The sequence below is a fragment of the Geodermatophilus sabuli genome, from assembly GCF_900215145.1.
Lineage (GTDB): Bacteria > Actinomycetota > Actinomycetes > Mycobacteriales > Geodermatophilaceae > Geodermatophilus > Geodermatophilus sabuli.
The window spans coordinates 229,951-250,973 of sequence record NZ_OBDO01000003.1; the positions used below are offsets into that span (position 1 = coordinate 229,951).

Consider the following 21,023-nt stretch of genomic DNA (forward strand, 5'->3'; position numbering starts at 1 on the left):
CCCCGGCGCCCGCTCAGCGGTTCCAGGTGCTCCAGCGGAGCGGACTGGACTCGAAGCTCCTCGGCTCCCCTGCCAGAGCGACCTCGGTGTGCAGGATGTGACCGGTGGCAGGATCGAGGTAGCTACGGGTCTCGACGCCGTCGGCGACCGCCTCCACCAGGACGGGGCAACCGTCGGTCCAGTGCGCAGGCGCGTGCGCCAGGACCGCGCCGGATCGGGCGCTCACGGCGACGCCGCCCCGCTGGTCCACACCGGGCGCAATGGGGAGCGCCGGGGATGACGCCAGCTGTTCCGCGTCCACCTGACCCGGCTCCGTCGCGGCCGCCCGCGCCGTGGCCAGCCGTTCCTGCAGGAGTGCGGTGCGGTGCGACGTCGTCCCGTCCGAGACGTCGACGCCGTACACGGCACGGGCCTCGTCGGCCGAGATCAGCCCCGTCTCGACGTCGTTCAGGACGGCGGCGACCTCGCGGTCCAGGGGATCGCCCCAGCCTCCGCCGCCGGCCGCCTTCACCGCGAAGCTGTGCCCCTCCGGCAGGCTGAATCCCTGGGTGAGCGTCCCGATCGGGGTGACCTCGCCCTCGGGGCCGTGCAGTTCGATCGACGTGCCACGTCCGGGCGATCCCCCCGCGGTGCCCGGCAGGGGGATCTGACCGTGACCACCGATGGCCGCCCCACTCACATGGGGTGACCCGTCGACGGTGAACGCGAGGTCCACGCCGCAGCCTCCCCGGTACCGCCCGGCACCGGAGACGCCGGAGGAGCGCCGCCGGTACTCGAAGCGGAGCGGATACCAGGATTCGCTGACCTCGACGTCGTTGGTCTGGATGGCCGCCTGCTGACCGACCAGGTAGAAGTTGAAGTCCGTGCCGTCGCGGTCGTTGCCGGCGGGCGAGCCGACGGCCGTGCCGTCGATCATGATCCACGAGTCCGTGGCGCCGGTGAGGCCCTGGCCGGAGAAGGTGACGACCTGGTTCGCCGACATCGTCTGCGAGCTGGACAGGAAGGGCCGGCTCAGGCTCGCCGGCGATGCGGCGACGGCCTGGTGGAACGTCCGCTGCGCCGCCTCGCTGGCGTCGTGCGAGGCGATGATGTGCGCGGCGCCGACCGGTGCGGGGTGCGTGCAGTTCAGCAAGCTGCCCACGGGGCAGTGGACCTCGAGGGCCTCGTAGAAGCCCTGGTTGAGGGGGACGTCCCGACCGATGAAGCGCTGGAGCTCGACGCCGATCTTGCCCTTGACGATGTACTCCTTCGAGTTGAAGAAGTGGGTGGTCTGGGGCGCCGTGCCGGTGAAGTCGAACCGGATGGAGTCGCCGTCGACCGTGGTGGTGCACGGGATGCGGAATCGTTCGTCGTTCCACTCCGCCCAGCTGGTCGACCGGTAGACGCCGTCCTCGATGAGCGCGATCTCGCGTCGGACCGCTGCTTCCGTCCGCCGGTTGAGCTCGTCGAAGCCCTTCTGGAGCGCGTCGACACCGATCTGGTCCGCCAGCTGTTGGAGCTTGGCCGCTCCGACGTCGACGCCGGCCGCCAACCCGCGGATGTCCATCTCCACGAGATGAGGCATGCGGACGTTGTTGAGCAGGATGTTCCACGGATCGCGGCGTTCCACTCCCGCTGCGGTGATCTTCACCGCCGGCAGCCGGATGGCCTCCGAGAAGCAGTCGGTGGCGCTGGGCGCGAAGGACCCCGGCTGCATGCCTCCGACGTCCACGACGTGCGCCGAGTTGGCCATCCAGGCGACGAGGCGCTCCTCGGCGAACACCGGCCGCATGATGAACACGTCCTGCGCGTGGAGCCCACCCCCGCGGTGGGGGTCGTTGGCCAGGAACACGTCGCCGTCCTGGATGTCGTCACCGTGCTCGGTGAAGACGCCCGCGATCGCGTTGGTCGCCGCGTAGAAGTGGTAGGCGATGTGCCCGCCGCCGGTCACCAGCAGCCCCTTGCCGTCGAGCAGGGTGCAGGAGTAGTCGCCCCCCTCGACCACCAACGGGCTCACTGCTGTGCGCTTGATGGTCGCGGCGCCCTCGCCACAGATCGCGTCGAGCTGGTGGCGAAGGACCTCGAGCGCGATGTTGTCAAGCTGCATGGGGACGCACATCCAATCGAAGGGAGCCGCGCTCACCGACCGTGAGTACGGCTTCGCGGGGAATGAAGACGGTGGTGTCGACGTCGTCCGCGAGGGCCGGGCCGTGGATCCGGTCGCCCGGGACCAACTCGGGCGTCCGGTAGCACGGGACCTGCTCGCTGCCGTTCCGGTCCAGGAACACCGTGCGGTGTGACGACGGCTGGGGGACCCCGTCGGTCCTGGACGCCGCAGCGAGCGGGAACGTCGCCCGGGGCAGACGCCCGGTTCCGACGGCACGGAGGAACGTGATCTCCAGCTGTGCATGCCTGGCGATGGCGCCCACTCCGTAGCGGGCCGCGTACTGGCGGAGGAAGGCGGCGCGGATCGCCTCCGGGTCGAAGCTCGTACCGTCCAGTGCTACCGCCACCTCGGAGGTCTGCCGGAAGAACCGGACCCCGATGTCGTGCGTCACGGCGCGATCACCCTCGGGCACCCCGTCGTCCCCCACGTCCTGGAAGACAGTCGCGCCGAGCCGCTTCAACTCGGCACTGATCTCCTCCGCATCGGCCTTGTCGAGCAACACGGCTGCGGACTTGATCCGCTGCCGCCGCACGTCGGCCGAGGCGGCACCGAAGGCGGACAGGACGGATGCCGCCGGCGGCACGACCACCCGCGGGATGTTCGTCTCCGCCGCGATGCTCGACGTGAAGAGTCCTCCGCTGCCGCCGTAGGAGATCAGCGCGAGCCGGCGGGGGTCGAGGCCACTGGAACCGGCGTGCAGACGGGTCGCCTTCGTCATCTCGGCGAGGGCGATCTCCCGGATGCCCCATGCGGTCTCCTCGGCGGAGAGGCCCAGGGACTCGCCCAGCGTGGCGCACACGCGCACGGCCGCCTCGCGGTCGAGGGTCATCGTTCCCCCGAGGAAGCTGGTCGGATCGATGTAACCGAGCACCACGAGGGCGTCGGTGATCGTCGCCTCCTGCCCGCCGTTGCCGTAGCACGCCGGCCCCGGCCATGCCCGTGCCGAACGGGGGCCCACCCGCAGGAGCCCGCGACCGTCGACCCACCCGATGGACCCACCGCCCGAGCCGATGGACAGCGTGTCGACCCGTGGCTGGGCGACGATCATCCCGTGCAGTTCGCCGCGCTCCGAGCGCTGGGGCTGGGAGTCGGCGATCACGGCGAGGTCGAAGCTGGTCCCGCCCATGTCGCCGCAGATCGCGTCGGTGATGCCCTCGTCGGAGCACACCTCGGCCGCCGCCATCACGCCGGCCGCGGGCCCGGACGCCACCAGGACGACGGGCGACCGGCGGGCCTCGGCGAGGGTGACCGTCCCGCCGCTGGTCTGCAGCAGCAGGAGTGGGACGCGCAGACCGGTGTCGGCGAGCTGCTGCGCGAGGGCCTCGATACCGTCCAGCGTCGTGCTCGTGACGGCGTTCAGGACGGCGACCAGGGTCCGCTCGTACTCGCGGATGCTCGGGTGCATCTCGACGCCGCTGAACACCGGCAGATCGGGGAACTCGCGGCGGAGGAACTCGACGACGGAGAGCTCGTTCTGCGAGTTCTTGAACGACCACAGGAAGGAGACGGCGAGGGCCTCGATCCGGTGCGTCTCGACGAGATCGGTCACCGCGGCGCGGACCGCGTCGAGGTCGACGGGGACGAGGACCTTCCCGTCGCGGTCCACCCGCTCGTGGACGCCGACGACGGACGACCGCTCGATCGGGCTCCACGGCGGGACGAGGTAGCCGTCGATCGACACGCGACGAGAGCGCGCCATGGCGATCGTGTCCTCGAAGCCCGCTGTGGTGAGGAGACCGGCCCGGACCCCGTGCTTCTCGACCAGGGCGTTGGTCACCGCCGTCGTCCCCAGCCCGAAGCGCTCGACCTTGTCGAGGAAGTCCCCGAGCTCGAGGCCGATCTGGTCGGCCACGAGCTGGCACGCCCCGAGCACGCCGCGCCCGAAGTTCTGCGGATCGGTCGGCGACTTGGCCCGCCACAACGACTCACCGTCACCGCAGGCGAGGTCGGTGAACGTGCCGCCCACGTCGATCCCGACCGAGAATCCCCTTGATGCCGATGACGACACCTCGCTGACACTCATCACGTTCTCCTTGTCATCGTCATGGGCAGGCGTGGGCAAATCCGTACGTGGTGGCCCCGTCGGCCGCCTCCAGCAGCACCGCTCGCACCGGTGTGCCCGGCCTCAGGGCGCGCCCGCAGGTGCAGACGATCCGGCCGGGCAGCCGCACGCCCGCCGGCATGTCGACGGCGCCGGTCAGGTACGGCGTCATGCCGCGCCAGGGCTCGGGCAGGCTGACCCCACTGGCGGGCAGGTCCGAGACCGCCTCGTGCGCCCGGATCGCCACGTTCACGGTTCCCCGCGGGTCGATCGGCTCCCAGGCGTACTCGCCGCTCAGGCACACGTGACAGTGGGTCGAGAGGGGGAACCGGAGGGTGCGGCACTCGCTGCACCGCTGCAGGGACAGGTGGCCCTCGCGCAGCGAGTCCCAGAAGCCGGCGATGTCAGGGTGGACGTGCGGCGCCGGGCCCGGCGCCGCGTCGACGCGCTCCAGGGCGAACGGGTCTGGCGCTCCGCCGTCGATCGTCATCTCAGCGCACCTGCTCGTTGGTGAAGACGAGCGCGTCGCCCCACGGGGTGCCCCACTGCAGCGCCCGGGCGCCGGTGATCTGCCGCGGGCCGGCTTCGCCCCGCAGCTGCCGGACCATCTCGAGCATGTGCCCGTAGCCGTACAGGTGGCCCTCGGCGAGGCTCCCGCCGGAGGTGTTCATCGGCAGCGGCGAGTCCAGGCCGATGCCCTTGTCCCGGCAGTAGGCGGCCGCTTCACCGGCGGCACAGAACCCCCAGCGTTCCAGTGCCATCCAGATCTGCGGCGAGAAGGGGTCGTAGGTGTAGAAGCCGTCGAGGTCGTCGCGGGCGATGCCCGCCCTCTCCAGCACCGGGAAGGTCTTGGGGGCCACGTAGTCGTAGCTCGGGCTCACGCCGGCGCCGAGGCCGGGGCGGGAGAAGAACACGTAGTTGTCGCGTCCGGACTGGATGCCCTGCATGCCTGCGATGTGCACGACGGGCCGGCCCACGTCTGCAGCGCGTTCCGCCGTCGTCACGAGCAGGCAGGTCGAGGCGTCGACCATCTCGCAGATGTCGGACTGGCGCAGGGGCCCCATCAGCTCGGGCTCCGCGAGGTACTGCTCGACGCTGAGTTCGCGGTCCCTCAGCACCGCCATGGGGTTGTCGTGCGCGAAGGCGCGCAGGGTGACGGGGATCCGGGCGAGATCTGCCGCCGTCGCCCCGTAGCGGTCCATGTACTGCTGCGCGGCCAGAGCGGCACCTGCGCCCGCGCCCGGCGTGCCGTGGATCGTCCAGTTGCCGTATGGGCCGCCGCCGTCGCGCAACGCCTCGTCGACCGCGCCGAGCGAGGTCGGCATCTGAGGCAGCTTGCGGGCATAGCCCTGGGCGGCCACGTGGCTGTTGACCACGGCGACCACCTCGGCGACCCCCGTGGTCACGGCCATGGCCGCCTGCTGGATCGCCGTCGCGGTCCAGCGGCCGTGGGTCCACAGCTGGCTGACCCAGGTCAGCTCGAGGCCGGCGGCCACGACGAACTCGTCGTAGTCGACCCCTCGCGGGGACCCCCAGGCCGTCACGAGGCCGTCGACGTCCGCCTTGTCCAGATTCGCGTCCCGCAGGGCGGCACGGAAGGACTCGAACTGCAGGCGCAAGGGACTGCGGCCCGGGTCCTTGCCGATGACGTCGCTGGTGCCCAGGCCCACGACGCAGGCGTTCAGCTGCACGGCTCGGGTCTCCTCTCGGCGGGGACGGGCGTCGGCGCTGTGATGTCCTGGCACAGACCTCGTCTCGGCGTGGCTGCCATCACACGGCGACGAGCTAACTAGACAGCCAACTAGTAATTTCGTCAAGGGGGCCACCCGGACTCCACTGGCGGGCGCGGGGGTTCGGCGGTGACCCCTCACCGAGGCGGCCTCTCCCGAAATTAGCTGGTTGACAAACATCAATGTGGCCCCATCATGGAGCGCATGGACTTTCCCCCGGTCGGACGAGGTTGCCGACGTCGGCCATCCTCGGGTGGACAGCCGGGGCGGTCGAGGAGGTACGGCTCGTGAACGAGAAGGACACGCCCGATCTCGATTCCTTCCCCGTGATCGCGAAGGGCAAGAAGTACGAGGACTTCACGCTCGACCAGACGATGGCCCACCACTGGGGCCGGACGCTGACCCAGGCGGACAACGTGGCCTTCTCGACCGCCACCTGCGCCTGGCTGCCGCTGCACCTCAACGTCGAGTACGCGCGCTCACAGGGGCACCGGGACATGGTGGTCAACCCCATGCTGGTGCTGTGCACTGCCGTCGGGCTCTCGGTCGAGGACCTCAGCGAGAGCGGCGGACCCTTCCTCGGCATCGACGACTGCGTGTTCCTGCGTCCGGTCTACCCCGGGGACACCATCACGGCCAGGTCGCGCGTCGTCGCGATGCGGACCTCCGCGAGCAAACCCGGGGTCGGCATCGTCACCTGGCACACCACAGCGTCCAACCAGCACGGCGAACCAGTGGTGGAGCTCGTCCGCACCAACCTGGTCGCCGCACGTGGCGACGCCCCATCCAACCCCAACGGGAGGAAAGACCTTGCCTAGCAGCCGGCTCCGACGCAGTGAGCTCTCGACCCCGGGCGTCAGCCCCAAGATGATCGCGAAGGCGGCTGCGAGCGACGCGGACCTGGTCTTCCTCGACCTCGAGGACTCCGTCGTGGCGTCGGAGAAGGAGGCGGCGCGGCGCAACATCATCGACGGCCTCAACGGTCTCGACTGGGGGAAGAAGACGCGTGCCTGTCGCATCAACCCCGTCAGCACGGAGTGGTGCCACGGCGACCTGATCGAGGTCGTCTCCGAGGCCGGCGAGAACCTCGACGTCGTGATCGTGCCCAAGGTCTACGGGCCCCGGGACGTCTGGTTCGTCGACGACCTGCTGACCCAGCTGGAGACCCGGCTCGGCCTGGAGGTCGGCGGCATCGGCCTCGAGGTGCTGATCGAGGAGACCAAGGCCCTCGCCCGCGTCGAGGAGATCGCGTCGTGCTCTCCGCGTCTGGAGGCGCTCATCCTCGGGGTCGGTGACCTCTCGGCGAGCCAGGGGATCCGTCTGGGCCACATCGGCGGTGGCGCCGAGGACGGTTACGGGTACCCCGGCGACGTCTGGCACTACGCGCGCAACCGCATGATCGGGGCTGCGCGGGCGAACGGCCTGGACGCGGTTGACGGACCGTACGGCGCGATCAACAACCCGGTGGGCTACGAGCGCGAGGCGAACTGGGCGGCCACGCTGGGCAGCGTCGGCAAGTGGGCCATCCACCCCAGCCAGATCCCGATCGCCAACCAGGTCTTCGCGCCGACGCAGAAGGAGATCGAGCGCGCCACCGCGGCCGTCCGCGCCGTCCAAGAAGCCGAGAACGCCGGCCTCGGCGCAGCCTCCTTCCAGGGCCAGATGATCGACGCCGCCACCGCGCGCATCTTCGACGGGGTCCTGGAACGGGCCCGCCTCTGCGGTGTCGCATGACGGTGCCCGCCGCCTCCGGCCCCCTGAACGGGATCAAGGTGCTCGACCTGACGTCGATGCTCGCCGGCCCCTTCACGACCATGCTGCTGGCCGATCTCGGCGCAGACGTGGTGAAGGTGGAGCCCCCGTCGGGTGATCGGACTCGCGCACTCGGCCCGCTCCGTGAAGGCGACGACCCCGAGCAGGCGCTGGGCGGGTACTTCCAGTCGGTCAACCGGGGCAAGCGCAGCGTGGTTCTGGACCTGAAGAGCGAGGCAGGAGCGGCCGAGTTCCGACAACTGGTCCGGGTCGCCGACGTCGTCGTCGAGAACTTCTCCTCCGGCGTCATGGAGCGCCTGGGCCTGAGCTACGAGGAGCTCGCCCTGGTGAACCCCCGTCTGGTCTACGCGGCCCTCCGGGGCTTCGGCGACGCCCGGTCGGGGAAGAGCCCCTACGAGACCTGGCCCGCCTTCGATGTCGTCGCCCAGGCCATGGGCGGCTTCGCTGGCATCACCGGCCCCGTGGGGGGGCCTCCCTCGAAGGCTGGTCCGGGGATCGGGGACATCTTCCCCGGCACGCTGCTCGCGTTGGCCGTCCTGGCCGCCGTACGGCACGCGGAACGGACCGGCGAGGGGCAGTTCGTCGACGTCGCGATGTACGACGCGGTGCTCGCCCTGTGCGAGCGCATCGTCTACCAGCACTCCTACCTCGGCGTCGTCCCGCGGCCCATGGGCAACGGACACCCGCTGCTGGCTCCGTTCGACATCATGCAGACCCTCGACGGCTGGATCGCCGTCGCCGCCCCCAGCAACAACCACTGGCGGATCCTCGCCGAGGCCATGGACCGACCCGACCTCGTCGACGACCCCCGCTTCATCGACAACGGGTCGCGGGTGGCACACGTCGGCGAGGTGCGCCGGATCCTCGGCGGCTGGCTCGCCGGACAGCCCACCGCGGCCGTGGTTGCAGCCCTCGGCGGCAGGGTGCCGATCGGGCCGGTCAACGACGCGGCCGACATCTTCTCCGACGAGCACGTCCACCTCCGGGAGATGCTGGTCGAGGTGGAGCAGCCCGGCTCCGACACGCCGGTGACGATCGCCGGCTCCCCGATCAAGTTCAGCGCCACCCCGTCCCGGGTGAGGGGACGAGGTCCCAAGCTCGGCGAGGACGCCGTGGGGCCCCTCCTGGACGAGTGGGCGGCCTCGGGTCTCCCCCACGATGCTGCCCCACGAGCCGACGGGAACGACGATGCCGGTTGACCACGACTCGGTGCTGGGCCCCTGGGGCTGGTTCGAGGACTTCTACCCGGGCCAGCAGATGCGCCACTCCCGTGCGGCCACGGTGGGCGAGGTCGAGGGCAGCGGGCCGGCCAAACAGGTGATGAACACCGCGCAGGCCCACTTCAACGACCACTTCCTGACCGGGTCACCCCTCGGCGACGAGCGCCTCGTGTTCGGCCTCGCCACGGCCTCCCTCGTCTACGGCCTGGCCTCACAGGACACCGCCGAGCACGCCGTGGCCGAGCTCGGGTGGTCACGGCTGCGATTCCGCGCACCGGTGCACCACGGCGACACCATCGAGGCCTTCACCGAGGTCGTCTCGGTCGAACCCGGCAGCGACGACCGCGACCCGGGGACGGTGGTGTTCCGGCACTGGGGGCGCAGGCACGACGGCGTCGTGGTCTTCGAGGGCGAGCGGTCGACCCTCGTGCGGCGTCGCTGCTCCTGATTGCCCTGCCGTACCAACAGCGACTCGAGGAAGACGCGCCGGGCCGCGGTGCGGAGGAGGCACTCACGATGAGCGGGTCGTCCAGTGGCGTCGACGGTCGGGACGAGGCGAGCACGTCGCCCGAGCGGACGCTCACGAGTCAGGTCATCGCGCGCGTCCGGAGCATCGACCACCGCCGCGAGGACGTCGTCACGAGTGCGCTCCACTGCATCCTCGACACCCTCGGCGTCGCGATCGGCGGTGTGCACGAGCCGGTGACCACGAACGTGCGGGCCGAGGCGCTCGACGAGGGCGGCGCGCCGCGCGCGACACTGTGGGGCACCGGCGAGCGGGTGTCCCGGCCGCAGGCGGCCCTGGTGAACGGCACCGCCGCGCACGCCCTCGACTTCGACGACGTCAGCGCCCTCATGGAGGGCCACCCCTCGGCACCCCTCCTGCCCGCACTCCTGGCGGTCGCCGAGGGAGCCGGCACCACCGGCGAGCAGCTCGTGGGCGCATTCGTGGCGGGGTTCGAGACCGAGGCGTTGGTCGGTCGACTGATGTCCCCTTCGCACTACGCCCGCGGTTTCCACGCGACGGCGACCGTCGGCGCCTTCGGAGCGGCGGCAGCCGGAGCGCACGTGCTCGGGCTGGACGAGCGCGCGTGGGCGCACGCCTTCGGGATCGCCGGATCGCGCGCTGCCGGCCTCAAGTCGATGTTCGGCACGATGTCCAAGCCCCTGCAGGTCGGGGTCGCGGCGGAGAACGGGCTTCGGGCAGCCACCTTGGCTGCCCGGGGGGTCACGGCACATCCCGACGTCCTCGGGACGGCTCAGGGCTTCCGGGACACGCAGTCCGACGCCGGCGGCACTCCGGCGGCGTGGGGCTGGACCGGGCCGGCCGTCACCGACGTCCTGTTCAAGTACCACGCCGCGTGCTACCTGACGCACTCGGCCATCGAGGGCGGACTGTCCATGCGTTCCGCCGGCGTGACGCCGGAGCACGTGGAGTCCGTCGACGTGCTGGTGCCGGCCGGGCATCTCCGGGTGTGCGACATCGCGGAGCCCTCGACCCCGCTCGAGGGCAAGTTCAGCCTGCGCTTCACCACCGCCATGGCGCTCGTGACCGGCGACCTGACCGAGCAGGCCTTCACCCCGGCCTCGCTCGCGGACCCGGTCGTCGTGGCGCTGCGCGACCGCGTCCGGGTCAGCGCCCGCACCGACAGCGACAGCCGGTCCTCCATCGTTCGGGTGACCTGCACGGACGGGACCGAGCGCGTCGCGGAGGTCGACGTCAACCGGCCGACCCCCGCGGGCCAGTTGGACCGGCGCTGGGTCTCGCTGGTCACCAAGTTCCACTCGCTCGTCGACCCCGTGGTGGGTGCGAACGCGGCCGACCGCATCGTGGCGGAGGTCGCCGGGCTCCCGACCGCGGGCAGCGTCGAGCCGCTCCTCCGCGCGGTCGCCGGGGAGGCCGGCGGCACACCCGGCCGCTGAGACGGCAGACCTACTCGAACGGGCCGACGACGCAGGCGTGCGCGAACCCGTGGACGCGGGTGGTGCTCGTCGTCTCCAGGCTGACCCCGCGGACCCTGGTGCCGGGTGAGCGGGCCGCGCCGCAGTCGCAGACGATCCTCCCCGGCAGACGAAGGCCACAGTCCAGGTCCACGGCGCCCGTGAGGTACGGCGTCAGCTCCAGCCACGGTGGCTCGAGCCCGATCCGGGGCATGCCCTCGGTCGGACGGGCGTTCTCGACGACCACGTTGACGCTCCCCCGCGTGTCGATCGCCTCCCAGGCGAACTCGGGGCTTAGGCAGGAGTGGCACACGGGGGCCACCGGAAACCGCAGCGTCCGGCACCCGCCGCAGCGCTGCAGGGACAGCTCACCGGCGGCGATGGAGCTCCAGAACGGTTCGATCTCCGGATGCACCAGCGGCGCGAGCCCGCGGCCACGACCCGCCAGCGGGATGAGTCCGGTCGCGCCCGTGTGCGTCGACATGGTCAAACCCTCTCGTTCGTGAGGATCAGCGAGTCGCCCCAGCCGTTGGCCCACTGCAGGGCGGCCGCACCGTCGACCTGTCGGTCGCCGGCGGCACCGCGGAGCTGACGGGTCATCTCGATGATGTGCCCGTAGCCGAACAGGTGGCCCTCGGCCAGCAGACCCCCGTTGGTGTTGATCGGCAGCGGCGAATCGATGTCCATGCCCCGCTCGCGGACGAGTGCTGCCGCCTCCCCCGGGCCGCAGAAGCCCCACCGCTCGAGGGCCATCCACACCATGTGGGCGAAGGGGTCGTACAGGTAGAGCGCGTCGATGTCGTCGCGGCTGATGCCCGCCATGCCGTAGACCGGTGACGTCGGGGGCGCCACGTAGTCGTAGACGGGGCTCACCCCCGAGCCGAGCCCGGGGCGGGAGAAGAAGACGTAGTTGTCCCGGCTGGCGTGTATCCCCTCGATCCCCGCGATGCGGACGAAGGGCACGTCGAGGTCGGCCGCGCGCTCGGACGTCGTGACGAGGAGCGTGGTCGCCCCGTCCATCATCGTGCAGATGTCGGGAACGCGCAGTGGTCCCATGACCGGGGGCTCGACCAGGTACTCCTCCGTGGTGAGCGGCGTGTCGCGCAGGAGCGCGAGCGGGTTCCGCGCGGCGTGCCGACGGTGGCCGACCGCGACGGCCGCGAGGTCGGCAGCGCTCGCGCCGTAGTGGTCCAGGTACTGCTGGGCGACCATGGCCGCCCCGGTACCGGCGCCAGGGCTGCCGTGCACGCTCCACCCGCCGTACGGGCCGCCGCCGTCGCGGAAACTCTCGTCGAGGCGGTTGTTGATGGCGGCGAAGTGCCGGCCGTAGCCGCGCTCCGAGACGTGGGCATTGGCCACGGCGACGCAGTCGGCCACTCCCCCGGACACCGCGAGCGCCGCCTGGGCCACGGCCGAGGCGGTCCACCGGCCGTGCGACCACAGTTGGCTGACCCACCGCACGTCCAGCCCGGCCGCGATGACGAACTCGTCGTAGTCGACGCCGTACGGCGCGCCCCGCGCCGTGACGATCCCGTCCACCGCGCCCTTGTCGAGCCCCGCGTCGTCCAGGGCCGCCTGGAACGCCTCGGACTGCAGCCCCAGCGGTGTCCTCCCGAGGTCGAGCCCGACGGCTCGACTGGTGCCGACGCCGACGATGCAGGCGTCCAGTGCCATGAGCGTCCTTCCGGAGATGAACAACGGCGCAGCTTGAGATGAGGTCGTCCACGTATGTCACCGCCCCGCTGTGCGGCAGCCGTCCGACCTCGCCAATCCTAGTTGATTGGCTAACAATGTCTAGACGGCAGCTCAACGACGCACCGTTCGTCACCGGCCTGCCCGGCGGCCCACCGGACTCGGCGCCGGCCTCAGCCGAGGTCGCGCAGCCGGTCACTCGAGGCCTGCCCGCGGCGGCTGACCACCGCGAACACCCCCGTCACCAGTACGACGGCGAGACCCATGCCGCCCAGAGTCCAGCGCAGGCCCACCGCGTCGGCCAGCACTCCCAGGGGGAGCGCGGCGATCCCGAAGGCACCCCAGCTCAGCATGATGAGCCCCTGGATGCGCCCGTGGTACTCCATGGCCGACCGTGCGATCAGCACGGACTGATCGGTGGTCTGGAACGCCAGCATCGCTCCGCCGACGACGAGCAGAGCGCCGACCGCTACCGCGAACAGCTGTGCGACCGCGAGCGCGCCAAGCGCCACCCCGCACGTCGCGCCGGCGACGATCATGACGCGCGTCTCGGAGCGTCGGTACGACCGCCGGCCGAGCAGGAGCCCGGTGACCACGGCGCCGACGGCCGATGCGGCCGACAGGATGCCGTAGCCGGCCGACCCGAGGCCGAACAGGTCGCTCGCAACGGTGGGCAGGAAGGCCAGGTAGGGCAGCCCGACGAGCGCCACGCCGAGGCCGCACAGGAGCGGGGCCAGGAGGTCGGGGCGCCTGCGGACGTAACGGAGGCCGTCAGCCAGCTCGGTCAGCGGCGAGCGATCCGACGCCTCTCCCACCCGCCGTCCGGGCGGCAGCGCCGCGGTGAGCAGCAGGCCGACGGACGAGAGCATCCCGGTGGCGAGGAACACCGCCGCGGTGCCGAAGCTCAGTGAGCCGATGACCAGCCCCGCGATCGCGGGTCCGACGACCCTGTTGACCTCGGCGTTGACGAGCAGCAGCGAGACCGCCACGGGGATGGACCCGCGGGGGACCAGTTCGGCGAGGAAGGCCATCCGCGCGGGGTTGAACAGAGCGAAGCCGACGGCCTGCAGCGCACTCGCGACCAGCAGCATCCAGTACTCGACGACATGAACTGCGACCGCGAGCCCGACCCCCGCGCTGCTGACCGCGAGGAGGGACAGGGCGACCTGCAGAACCAGCCGCTTCGGCAGCCGGTCGGCCGCCACCCCGCCCCAGGGCGTGGCCACCAGCATCGTCACGCCGAACGCGAGCAGGACGCCGCCGAGGGCGGCGTTGGACCCGGTCAGCTCGAATGCCAGCCACCCACGAGCGACCGTCTGCGCCATCACGCCGAGGAACACGACGGCGGCACTGACGTAGAGCACCAGGAAGGGCCTGATCCGGAGGATGCCCCAAGGCCCGAGCGGCGGCGCAGGCTCCGCCCTAGCGAGACCGACGCCTCCGGTCGACGGAAGGGCGGCAGGCTGTGCAGAGCTCCGGGTCCGCGCCGGGGGCTTCATGCGACCCCGCCCGTCAGCTCCAACGCCCGTCCGAGCTCCCGGTACTCGTCGATGAGTGCACGGCCGGGCCGTGACAGGACTTGGACAGCGACGTGATCGGCACCGCGGGCGTGATGCTCCGCGAGGCGGGTCGCGACGTCGGCACCGCTGCCGTGCAGGACGAGGTCGTCGATGAGCCGGTCGCTACCTCCGTCAGCCATGTCCTGGTCCGAGTACCCCAGCGCCTTGAGGCTGTTCAGATAGTCCTGTCGATGCAGGTATGGCTCATCGACGACGGGGCGCCCGATCGAGCGCGCCGATTCGGGATCGGCACTGAGGACGACCTTGTGCTCGGCTGCGAGGAAGGCATCCGCGCCCATGAGATCTCGAGCGTGGGCTGTGTGAGCCGGGGTGGTGAGGTAGGGATGCGCCCCACGTGCCCTTGTCGCCGCGAGAAGCAACATCCGGTCCCCCAGCCCGGCCAGAACTCTGCGGTCGACCGGCACGTGATGCGCGTCGAGCAGGTCCAGATACTGGTTCACCGCGGTGCACGGCTTGGCGTAGCGATCCCGGAAGCTCTCACGATGCCCGGCGCCGACGCCGAGCAGGAACCTGCCCGGAATGCGCTCCTCGAGCCGATGGAACGATCGCGCGACGACATCGGCATCGGTGCTCCACACGTTGACGATCCCGATCGCCACCGCGACCGCCTCCGTGGCCGTGAGCATCTCCTCAGCGACACGGAGATGGCTGTCCCTCGAACCACCGATCCAGAGGATCCCGTAGCCGGCCGCCTCGAGTTCGGCAGCGAGCTCAGGCGTCCACGCCCGTTCGACCTGCCACGCGCCAAACGTCGTCACCTTCTCCATGGGTCCTCCCCTCTCCGTTCCGTGCGATGACGACGTCCTCCGGCGACGGGCCGGAAGGTGACGTGGCAGGTGCTGGCTACTGGCTCACGGATCGAGCTTCTCCATGCGGACGGGGACCCCGTTGAGGATGGACATCCCCGCGATGGCCTCGACGTCGTCGGGGCTCACGAGATCATTGCTGTTGACGCCCCCGAATGAGTTCGAGCGCGTCCATGAGCCACCCTTGTGCCCCCAACCATTGGGCACGCTCACCACGCCCGGTCTGATGGTGTCGACGACGGCGATCGGCACCACGATGGATCCCGACCTGGACACGAGTCGGACGTCGGCGCCATCGCGCACCCCACAGGTTGCTGCGTCAGTCGCGTGTACGTGAGCCGCGAACCGGTACTCATCGGGATAGATGAGGCTCGCATTGTGCATCCACGTGTTCTGCGATCCCTTTTCCCGACGTCCGATCAGGCGCAGCGGCCATTCGTCGTCCGGCTCCGCGTAGTGACGCAGGGTCGCGACCTCCGACCGGAGCTGATCCGAGAACAGCTGCACGCACCCGTCCCGTGTCGGTAGACCACCGGTGAGTCTGCCGACCGGCACGGTGTCCCGAAGCGCGATCCCGTTGGGATGGTCGGTCACGAGGTCCTCGAACGTGAGCGCGTCCACGGGACCGTTCGCGAGCAGCCGATCGATGAGCTCGACCGGTGTCGGCCGTGCTCCCCGGGCATGGGCAGCGGCTTCGAGCTCCTTGTCGGGGCAGGATCCTCCCAGCCCCATCCGGCGAGAGACCTCGTCGAAGACCCACCACGAGTCTCGGGCCTGGCCCACGGGCGGGATGACCGCGCGCGTCGCGTACGCCGTCGGACGCAGTTGCATGTTCCCGGTGGTGACCGGATAGTCGCTGCGCTCGTACATGGTCGTCGCGGGAAGCAGGACGTGCGCGAAGCGGTTCGTCTCGTTCATGTAGAGGTCCAGGGCCATGCTGAAGTCCAGCTCCTGCAGCGCAGCCTCCAACCGACCGCCTCCACCGCCGCTGGTCAGGACCGAGTTGTTGCCGTAGACGACGAGCGCCCTGATCCGGTCCTCCCCCGGACAAGTGATGTCGGCGGCCAGACCAGCACTCGGCAGGCCGCCGGCGACCTCCGGCCGCCCCTCGACCCGGCTTCGCCGGCTGCCGGACCTCGGGCCGGGAGTCGCGGGAGTCAGGTCGATGGCCGCCCAGCCGGCCAGTAGTCCGCCGACCCGGTCGATGTTCCCGGTGAGCGCCAGGATGGTGTCCTGCAGGACGTTGGTCAGGGTGCCGAATCGCTGGGCGCAGGTGCCCGTTCCCCCGTAGACGATCGCCGAGCCCGCCGCGATGAACGCCCGGCCCACCTGGACCAGCGTCTCACGGTCGGTGCCGCACCTGTCCGCACAGTCATCGAGATCGAAGCTCGCTGCCAGAGCGGCGAATTCTCGACGGCCCGAGACCGGTGCCCCGCGCTCGGACAGCGCAGTTGCTTCGTCGCTCTCGCAGATGACCTTGCAGACACCCATGAGGAACCAGGGATCGGTGCCGGGGCGAATACCGATGTGCTCGTAGCGGTCCGCGGTGACGGTGCGACGTGGGTCGACGACGAGCACGCGACCGCCACGGGCGATGATCGCATCGAAGGCCTCGCGGGTCTGGGGTTCGCTCACCCTCGTACTGCGCGCTTGCAACGGGTTGGCGCCGATGATCAGGGCCAGATCCGTGTGCCACAGGTCGGGCCGGGGGAACCGGCTGACGTCGCCGTACAGCGCCTCGTTCGCCGTCAGCCGGGCGGCGCCGTCCTCGGCGTTGATCGTGTAGGTGCGGCTGATACCCAGCGCTGCGGAGAATCCTCGACCCCACAGGACGCCGCCCGAGTCGAAGAACGGCGGGTTGCCTCGGAGCATGGCTATGGCCTCGGGGCCGTGCTCGTCCCGCACTGCGGACAGGCGGGCTGTGCACAGGTCGAGCGCTTCGTCCCAGCTGATCGGGGAGAACTCTCCCGGTGGTCCGGTCCGCACCATCGGTGCGGTGATCCGGTCAGGGTCGTAGGTGAGCTCCACGAGCCCCTGGGGTTTGTTGCACGAGAACCCTCGCGAATGGACGTGCTCGGAGTTGGGGCGGACGCGCACGAGGCGGTCGCCATTCAACTCGGCGATGAGTCCGCAGCACGCCTCGCATATCCGGCAATAGGTGGACGTCGACGTCGTCCGCGCGCGCAGGAGGGAGTTCCGCGCTTCGGGCAGTTGGGACGGGGGCGGCAGCGGGGACTCGGCCATGTGTCCTCAGACCCTGGATGCCGGAACGGGGGCGAGGAGCGACTCGTCTGTCGCGGCGGCGTCCGCGAGGCCGGCGGCGCTGAGCATCGTCTCGACCCGGACCAGTTTGCGCCGCGGCCGGGGCGGGACGGCCGAGCGACCCTCCTCCCGCTCCCGGTCGTCGATGGCTCGCCAGCCAGTGAGACCGACGACGCGCGGCTGGCGCGCACGGATCGTGGCGTCCAGGGCGTCGCTCGAGACCGCCGGAGTGGCCAGTCGACCGGCTCGCAGGTCGGCGACCACCGCGTCGACCGTCTCCCTCGAGCAGACCTTGTTGGTCCCGATGACCCCGGACGGCCCTCGCTTGGCCCAACCGACGCAGTAGAGGCCCGGAACCACCCGGTCGGTGCCCTCCTCCACCAGCCGTCCCTCCACGTGCGCGAGAGTCCTGGTCGAGTGGTCGTACGGGAGGCCGGCGACAGGTGCGACCTCGTAGCCCACCGCGCGGAGCACCAGACCGGTGCGGATCACCTCGAGGGGCGCGTCGGCCGAGCCCGTCGGGCGCAGGCGGAGCGAGTCGACCGCGGCCGTCCCCGAGATCTGGACCGGCTGGACGCCGAACCGGAACGTGATGCGGCGGGCATCCGGGTGTCGCGGTGCGTCATCGCGCGCCAGTTGACGGAACAAGTCCAGCTTGCGTCGTCGGCTCGCTGACATGGACCGGCCCTGGTCGCGTGCGACGTCGTCGTGCAGCACCCGCACGTCGACCCCCCGCATCCGGCTCAGCTCCAGCAGCTCCGGAAACGTGCAGGCGGCGTCGGCCGGGCCGCGTCTTCCGGCGATCACGACCTCGCGGATGTTGCTGGAACGAAACGCCTCGACGGCGTGCTCGGCCATGTCCGTCGTGGCCAGCAGCTCAGCTGGGCGGGTGAGCACGCGGGCGACGTCCAGGGCGACGTTCCCGTTGCCCAGCACGACTGCCGTGTCACCGCTCAGGTCGAAGGTCCTGTCGGCGAAGTCGGGGTGCCCGTTGTACCAGGACACGAACTCGCGGGCGGAGTGGCAGCCGGGCAGCGCCTCGCCGTCGATCCCGAGCTTCCTGTCGTCAGCCGCACCGCCGGCATGGATCACGGCGTGGTGGCTCGCGCGGAGATCGGCGAGCGTGATGTCGGTGCCCACCTCCACGTTCAGGTAGCAGGTCACGTTCGGCCGCTCGAGCACGGACTGGAAGTGGTCGCTGACGAGCTTGGTGTCGGGGTGGTCGGGCGCTACACCGAACCGGACGAGACCGAACGGCGTGGGCTGGCGATCGAACACCGTGACCTCGATACCGCGCACCGCGCTCAGCGCCTCGATCGCGTAGCACCCTGACGGGCCGGTCCCGATCACCGCCACTTTCCCCCGGAGCGGGGCGGTCGCGGATCGTGCCGGCGCGGGCAGAAATCGTGGGGCCAGCGGCTGGTCGACGAAGTAGTCGCGGTTGAGCGCGACGAAGTCAGTCAGGTGAGCCGGGGGGTCCAGCTCGTCATGGATGGCCGAGACCGGGCAGGCGTACATGCAGGCCGAGCAGCCGATGCACGCGTCCGGGTCGATGTAGAGCTGCTCGGCCGTCCGGAACGCCGGGTCCTCGGGATGCGGCCGGATGCAGTCGACCGGGCAGACGTCGACGCAGGAGGCGTCGTTGCAGCAACCGGTGGTGACGACAAAGGCCACGGCTCACCGCTCTCGTTCGGTCGGGTCCTGAGCGGCTCGGCCCTCGGGGCGACGGAGCAGCGCGACCGCCGACCGAACATTCCATCGATGGGGTAACTAGTCAACAAGCAACTCTTGTGCCGACGGCACTCCGACGGGCAGGCTGTCGCCGACGAGACCGGGCTACGCGGGTCACGCGACCGCTGGCGAACGGTGGAGTCGGGCATGGGTTTCCGTTTCGAGCGAGATGTCATGGTCTCGATGCGCGACGGGTCACCCTTGCCACGGATGTGTGGATCGCGGACGGCGATCCGGCGGCGCCCTCGACCACCAGGCGGTGTTCTACGCGCCGGGAGCCGTGGTGTCCTGACCACCCACGACATCGGAGGAAAGTCCCGTGCGCGCAGCAGTCATCACTGCCCTGACCGGCCCGGACGCTGTCGAGGTCCGCGACGTCCCCGACCCCGTGGCGGAGCAGGGTCAGGTGTTGGTCGACGTGGAGTTCGCGGGCGTCGTCTTCCCTGACGTGCTGCAGACCCGCGGGGAGTACCAGCTGCGTCCCGAGGTGCCCTTCAGCCCGGGGTGGGAGGTCGCAGGAGTGGTGCGCGAGGACGCCGGCGGGTTCAAGGCCGGGGACCGCGTTGCGGCCATGCCGGTCATCGGCGGCTTCGCCGAAACCGTCGCGATCGATGCGGACATGGTCTTCCCGCTGCCCGACGGCGTCCCGTTCGACAAGGGTGCGGCCGTGCCCCTGAACTACCTGACCATGCATTTCGCGCTCCTGCACCGCGCACAGTTGAGGGCAGGTGAGACCGTTCTGGTGCACGGCGCCGCAGGTGGGGTCGGTACCGCCGCCTGTCAGCTGGCCGCCGCGTACGGCGCACGGGTGATCGCGGTGGTGTCCTCCCCGGAGAAGGGCGAGGTCGCCCGAGCCGCGGGAGCGCACGAGGTCGTGCCGGTCGAGGGCTTCCGCGACGAGGTCCGCCGGCTCACCGACGGCCGGGGTGTGGACGTCGTCGTGGACCCCGTCGGCGGTGACAGGTTCACCGACTCTCTGCGCTCTCTTGCCCGCGACGGCCGGCTCGTGGTCCTCGGCTTCACCGGCCGCGACATCCCCACGGTCAAGGTCAATCGGCTGCTGCTGACCAACACCACGGTGATGGGAGCGGCCTCCATGGAGTTCTGGCGGACCGAGCCGGGATATGTCGGCCAGCAGTGGCGCGACCTCATGCCTCTGATGGAGTCCGGCGCGATAGACCCACCGATCGGTTCGGTGTTCGCTCTGGACCAGGCTGCAGCAGCGATCGAGGAGATCGACCAGCGCCGAGCGGCAGGAAGGGTTCTTCTCCGCGTCCGCGAGGGGACGGCGTCCCGATGAGCGCCTTGCCGACCGGGAACGTCCGGGAGCCGACGCGCTTGCGGCACGGGCAGGCGTCGTCCTCACCATGCGGTGGGCGCGGCGTCGTCCGGCGCCGGTGCCGGTGGCTCAGGCACCTGGACGGCGGCTCACCATCAACCCGATCTCCCCTGCCTGAACCTCCTCGCGCTGGTTGAGCAGCGTGAATCGACGTCGGAGGATCCCCGCATCTTCCTTGCTGGTCAGCCGGGTGGCCAGGATCTCCCCCCGGCACCGCACCGTGTCGCCTACCCACAGCGGGCGCCGGAACTGCCAGCCGTCGATACCCAGCAGGGCGATCGAGCAGGATTCGAACACACCGAGCCGGGAGGCCAGCCCCATGGCCACGGGCAGCCCGAGGAGTCCGTGCGCGATTCGGTCACCGAACCGTCCGTGTTCTGCCGACTGCGCGTCCGTGTGCACCGGATTGGTGTCCCAGCTCCAGCCGGCGAACGACACGATGTCCGACTCGGTGATGGTGCGCCCCTGGCTCAGGAACACCTGACCGGGCTGGAAGTCCTCGAAGTAGTAGGCCACCGTGGCTCTCCTCCGTGAGTCGGCGGGTGCAGAACCGGCTGTCGGTGTGCAGTGAAGTCGACGGTGGACCACGGCACCCTGGGAACGGTTGGTGGAGTCACACTGCACCCAGAGCTCGAGCCGCGGCGACCAGGTCGGCGTTTCCGGGCGCGGGACTGCCGTCCGGGTGCAGGAGGGTGTCCTCCATGTCGATCCGGGACTCCAGCTTCCGCTGCACGGCGTACCCGGAGCACCGGCCTTGCGCCG

General features: G+C 70.6%; 17 protein-coding genes. 6 read left to right on the forward strand and 11 right to left on the reverse strand.

Annotated features, from left to right (window positions below):
• Window positions 1–13: 13 nt before the first annotated feature.
• Genes CRP39_RS09190 through CRP39_RS09205 form a run of 4 tightly spaced genes read right to left on the reverse strand, consistent with a single transcriptional unit; the run spans window position 14 to window position 5,878 of the window.
• Window positions 14–2,086 (reverse strand): hydantoinase B/oxoprolinase family protein, encoded by a 2,073-nt coding sequence (locus CRP39_RS09190; protein ID WP_172442361.1) that lies wholly within the window; start codon window positions 2,084–2,086, stop codon window positions 14–16.
• Window positions 2,076–4,169, reverse strand: a complete 2,094-nt coding sequence (locus CRP39_RS09195; RefSeq protein ID WP_097206072.1) for a hydantoinase/oxoprolinase family protein — start codon at window positions 4,167–4,169, stop codon at window positions 2,076–2,078. Before CRP39_RS09195 ends, CRP39_RS09190 begins: the two co-directional genes overlap by 11 nt.
• A 19-nt stretch (window positions 4,170–4,188) precedes the next feature.
• Complete coding sequence (locus CRP39_RS09200; protein WP_097206073.1) at window positions 4,189–4,677, reverse strand: Zn-ribbon domain-containing OB-fold protein; 489 nt, start codon at window positions 4,675–4,677, stop codon at window positions 4,189–4,191.
• A 1-nt stretch (window position 4,678) separates the two neighbouring features.
• Window positions 4,679–5,878, reverse strand: a complete 1,200-nt coding sequence (locus tag CRP39_RS09205) for a thiolase C-terminal domain-containing protein (protein ID WP_097206074.1) — start codon at window positions 5,876–5,878, stop codon at window positions 4,679–4,681.
• A gap of 326 nt (window positions 5,879–6,204) precedes the next feature.
• Here CRP39_RS09205 and CRP39_RS09210 point away from each other — a divergent pair, with 326 nt between their 5' ends.
• The 5 genes from CRP39_RS09210 to CRP39_RS09230 all read left to right on the forward strand — a co-directional run bounded on the left by CRP39_RS09210 (window position 6,205) and on the right by CRP39_RS09230 (window position 10,833).
• Window positions 6,205–6,735: a MaoC family dehydratase gene (locus CRP39_RS09210; RefSeq protein WP_216359667.1), complete on the forward strand. Its 531-nt coding sequence runs from the start codon at window positions 6,205–6,207 to the stop codon at window positions 6,733–6,735.
• The gene (locus CRP39_RS09215; protein ID WP_097206076.1) at window positions 6,728–7,651 is read left to right on the forward strand and encodes an HpcH/HpaI aldolase/citrate lyase family protein; all 924 of its coding nucleotides are present in this window, start codon (window positions 6,728–6,730) and stop codon (window positions 7,649–7,651) included. Before CRP39_RS09210 ends, CRP39_RS09215 begins: the two co-directional genes overlap by 8 nt.
• Window positions 7,648–8,889 (forward strand): CaiB/BaiF CoA transferase family protein, encoded by a 1,242-nt coding sequence (locus tag CRP39_RS09220; protein WP_097206077.1) that lies wholly within the window; start codon window positions 7,648–7,650, stop codon window positions 8,887–8,889. The genes CRP39_RS09215 and CRP39_RS09220 overlap by 4 nt, the downstream gene beginning before the upstream one ends.
• Window positions 8,879–9,358 carry a MaoC family dehydratase gene (locus tag CRP39_RS09225; RefSeq protein WP_097206078.1) on the forward strand — a complete coding sequence of 160 codons (480 nt, stop codon included), beginning with the start codon at window positions 8,879–8,881 and terminating at the stop codon, window positions 9,356–9,358. Before CRP39_RS09220 ends, CRP39_RS09225 begins: the two co-directional genes overlap by 11 nt.
• A 68-nt stretch (window positions 9,359–9,426) precedes the next feature.
• Window positions 9,427–10,833: an MmgE/PrpD family protein gene (locus CRP39_RS09230; protein ID WP_097206079.1), complete on the forward strand. Its 1,407-nt coding sequence runs from the start codon at window positions 9,427–9,429 to the stop codon at window positions 10,831–10,833.
• Window positions 10,834–10,843: 10 nt separating this feature from the next.
• Here CRP39_RS09230 and CRP39_RS09235 read toward each other — a convergent pair whose 3' ends face one another.
• From CRP39_RS09235 to CRP39_RS09260, 6 genes are all read right to left on the reverse strand, one after another.
• Window positions 10,844–11,335 (reverse strand): Zn-ribbon domain-containing OB-fold protein, encoded by a 492-nt coding sequence (locus tag CRP39_RS09235; protein ID WP_097206080.1) that lies wholly within the window; start codon window positions 11,333–11,335, stop codon window positions 10,844–10,846.
• Window positions 11,336–11,337: 2 nt separating this feature from the next.
• Window positions 11,338–12,525, reverse strand: a complete 1,188-nt coding sequence (locus tag CRP39_RS09240) for a thiolase family protein (RefSeq protein WP_097206081.1) — start codon at window positions 12,523–12,525, stop codon at window positions 11,338–11,340.
• 191 nt (window positions 12,526–12,716) lie between these two features.
• On the reverse strand, window positions 12,717–14,042 hold the full coding sequence (locus tag CRP39_RS09245) for an MFS transporter (RefSeq protein WP_097206082.1): 1,326 nt from the start codon (window positions 14,040–14,042) through the stop codon (window positions 12,717–12,719).
• Window positions 14,039–14,890, reverse strand: coding sequence for a TIGR03620 family F420-dependent LLM class oxidoreductase (locus CRP39_RS09250; protein WP_097206083.1), 852 nt, complete (start codon window positions 14,888–14,890; stop codon window positions 14,039–14,041). The genes CRP39_RS09245 and CRP39_RS09250 overlap by 4 nt, the downstream gene beginning before the upstream one ends.
• Before the next feature lie 84 nt (window positions 14,891–14,974).
• A complete protein-coding gene (locus CRP39_RS09255) occupies window positions 14,975–17,173 on the reverse strand; it encodes a molybdopterin-containing oxidoreductase family protein (RefSeq protein WP_097206084.1) in 2,199 nt (732 codons plus the stop codon).
• Window positions 17,174–17,179: 6 nt separating this feature from the next.
• Window positions 17,180–18,865, reverse strand: coding sequence for a 4Fe-4S binding protein (locus CRP39_RS09260; protein ID WP_097206085.1), 1,686 nt, complete (start codon window positions 18,863–18,865; stop codon window positions 17,180–17,182).
• A gap of 376 nt (window positions 18,866–19,241) precedes the next feature.
• Between CRP39_RS09260 and CRP39_RS09265 the strand changes: the two genes are divergently transcribed.
• Window positions 19,242–20,222: an NADPH:quinone oxidoreductase family protein gene (locus CRP39_RS09265; RefSeq protein WP_097206086.1), complete on the forward strand. Its 981-nt coding sequence runs from the start codon at window positions 19,242–19,244 to the stop codon at window positions 20,220–20,222.
• A 108-nt stretch (window positions 20,223–20,330) separates the two neighbouring features.
• Here the strand turns inward: CRP39_RS09265 and CRP39_RS09270 are convergent, their stop codons facing one another.
• Window positions 20,331–20,777, reverse strand: a complete 447-nt coding sequence (locus tag CRP39_RS09270) for a MaoC/PaaZ C-terminal domain-containing protein (RefSeq protein WP_097206087.1) — start codon at window positions 20,775–20,777, stop codon at window positions 20,331–20,333.
• Window positions 20,778–21,023: the final 246 nt, after the last annotated feature.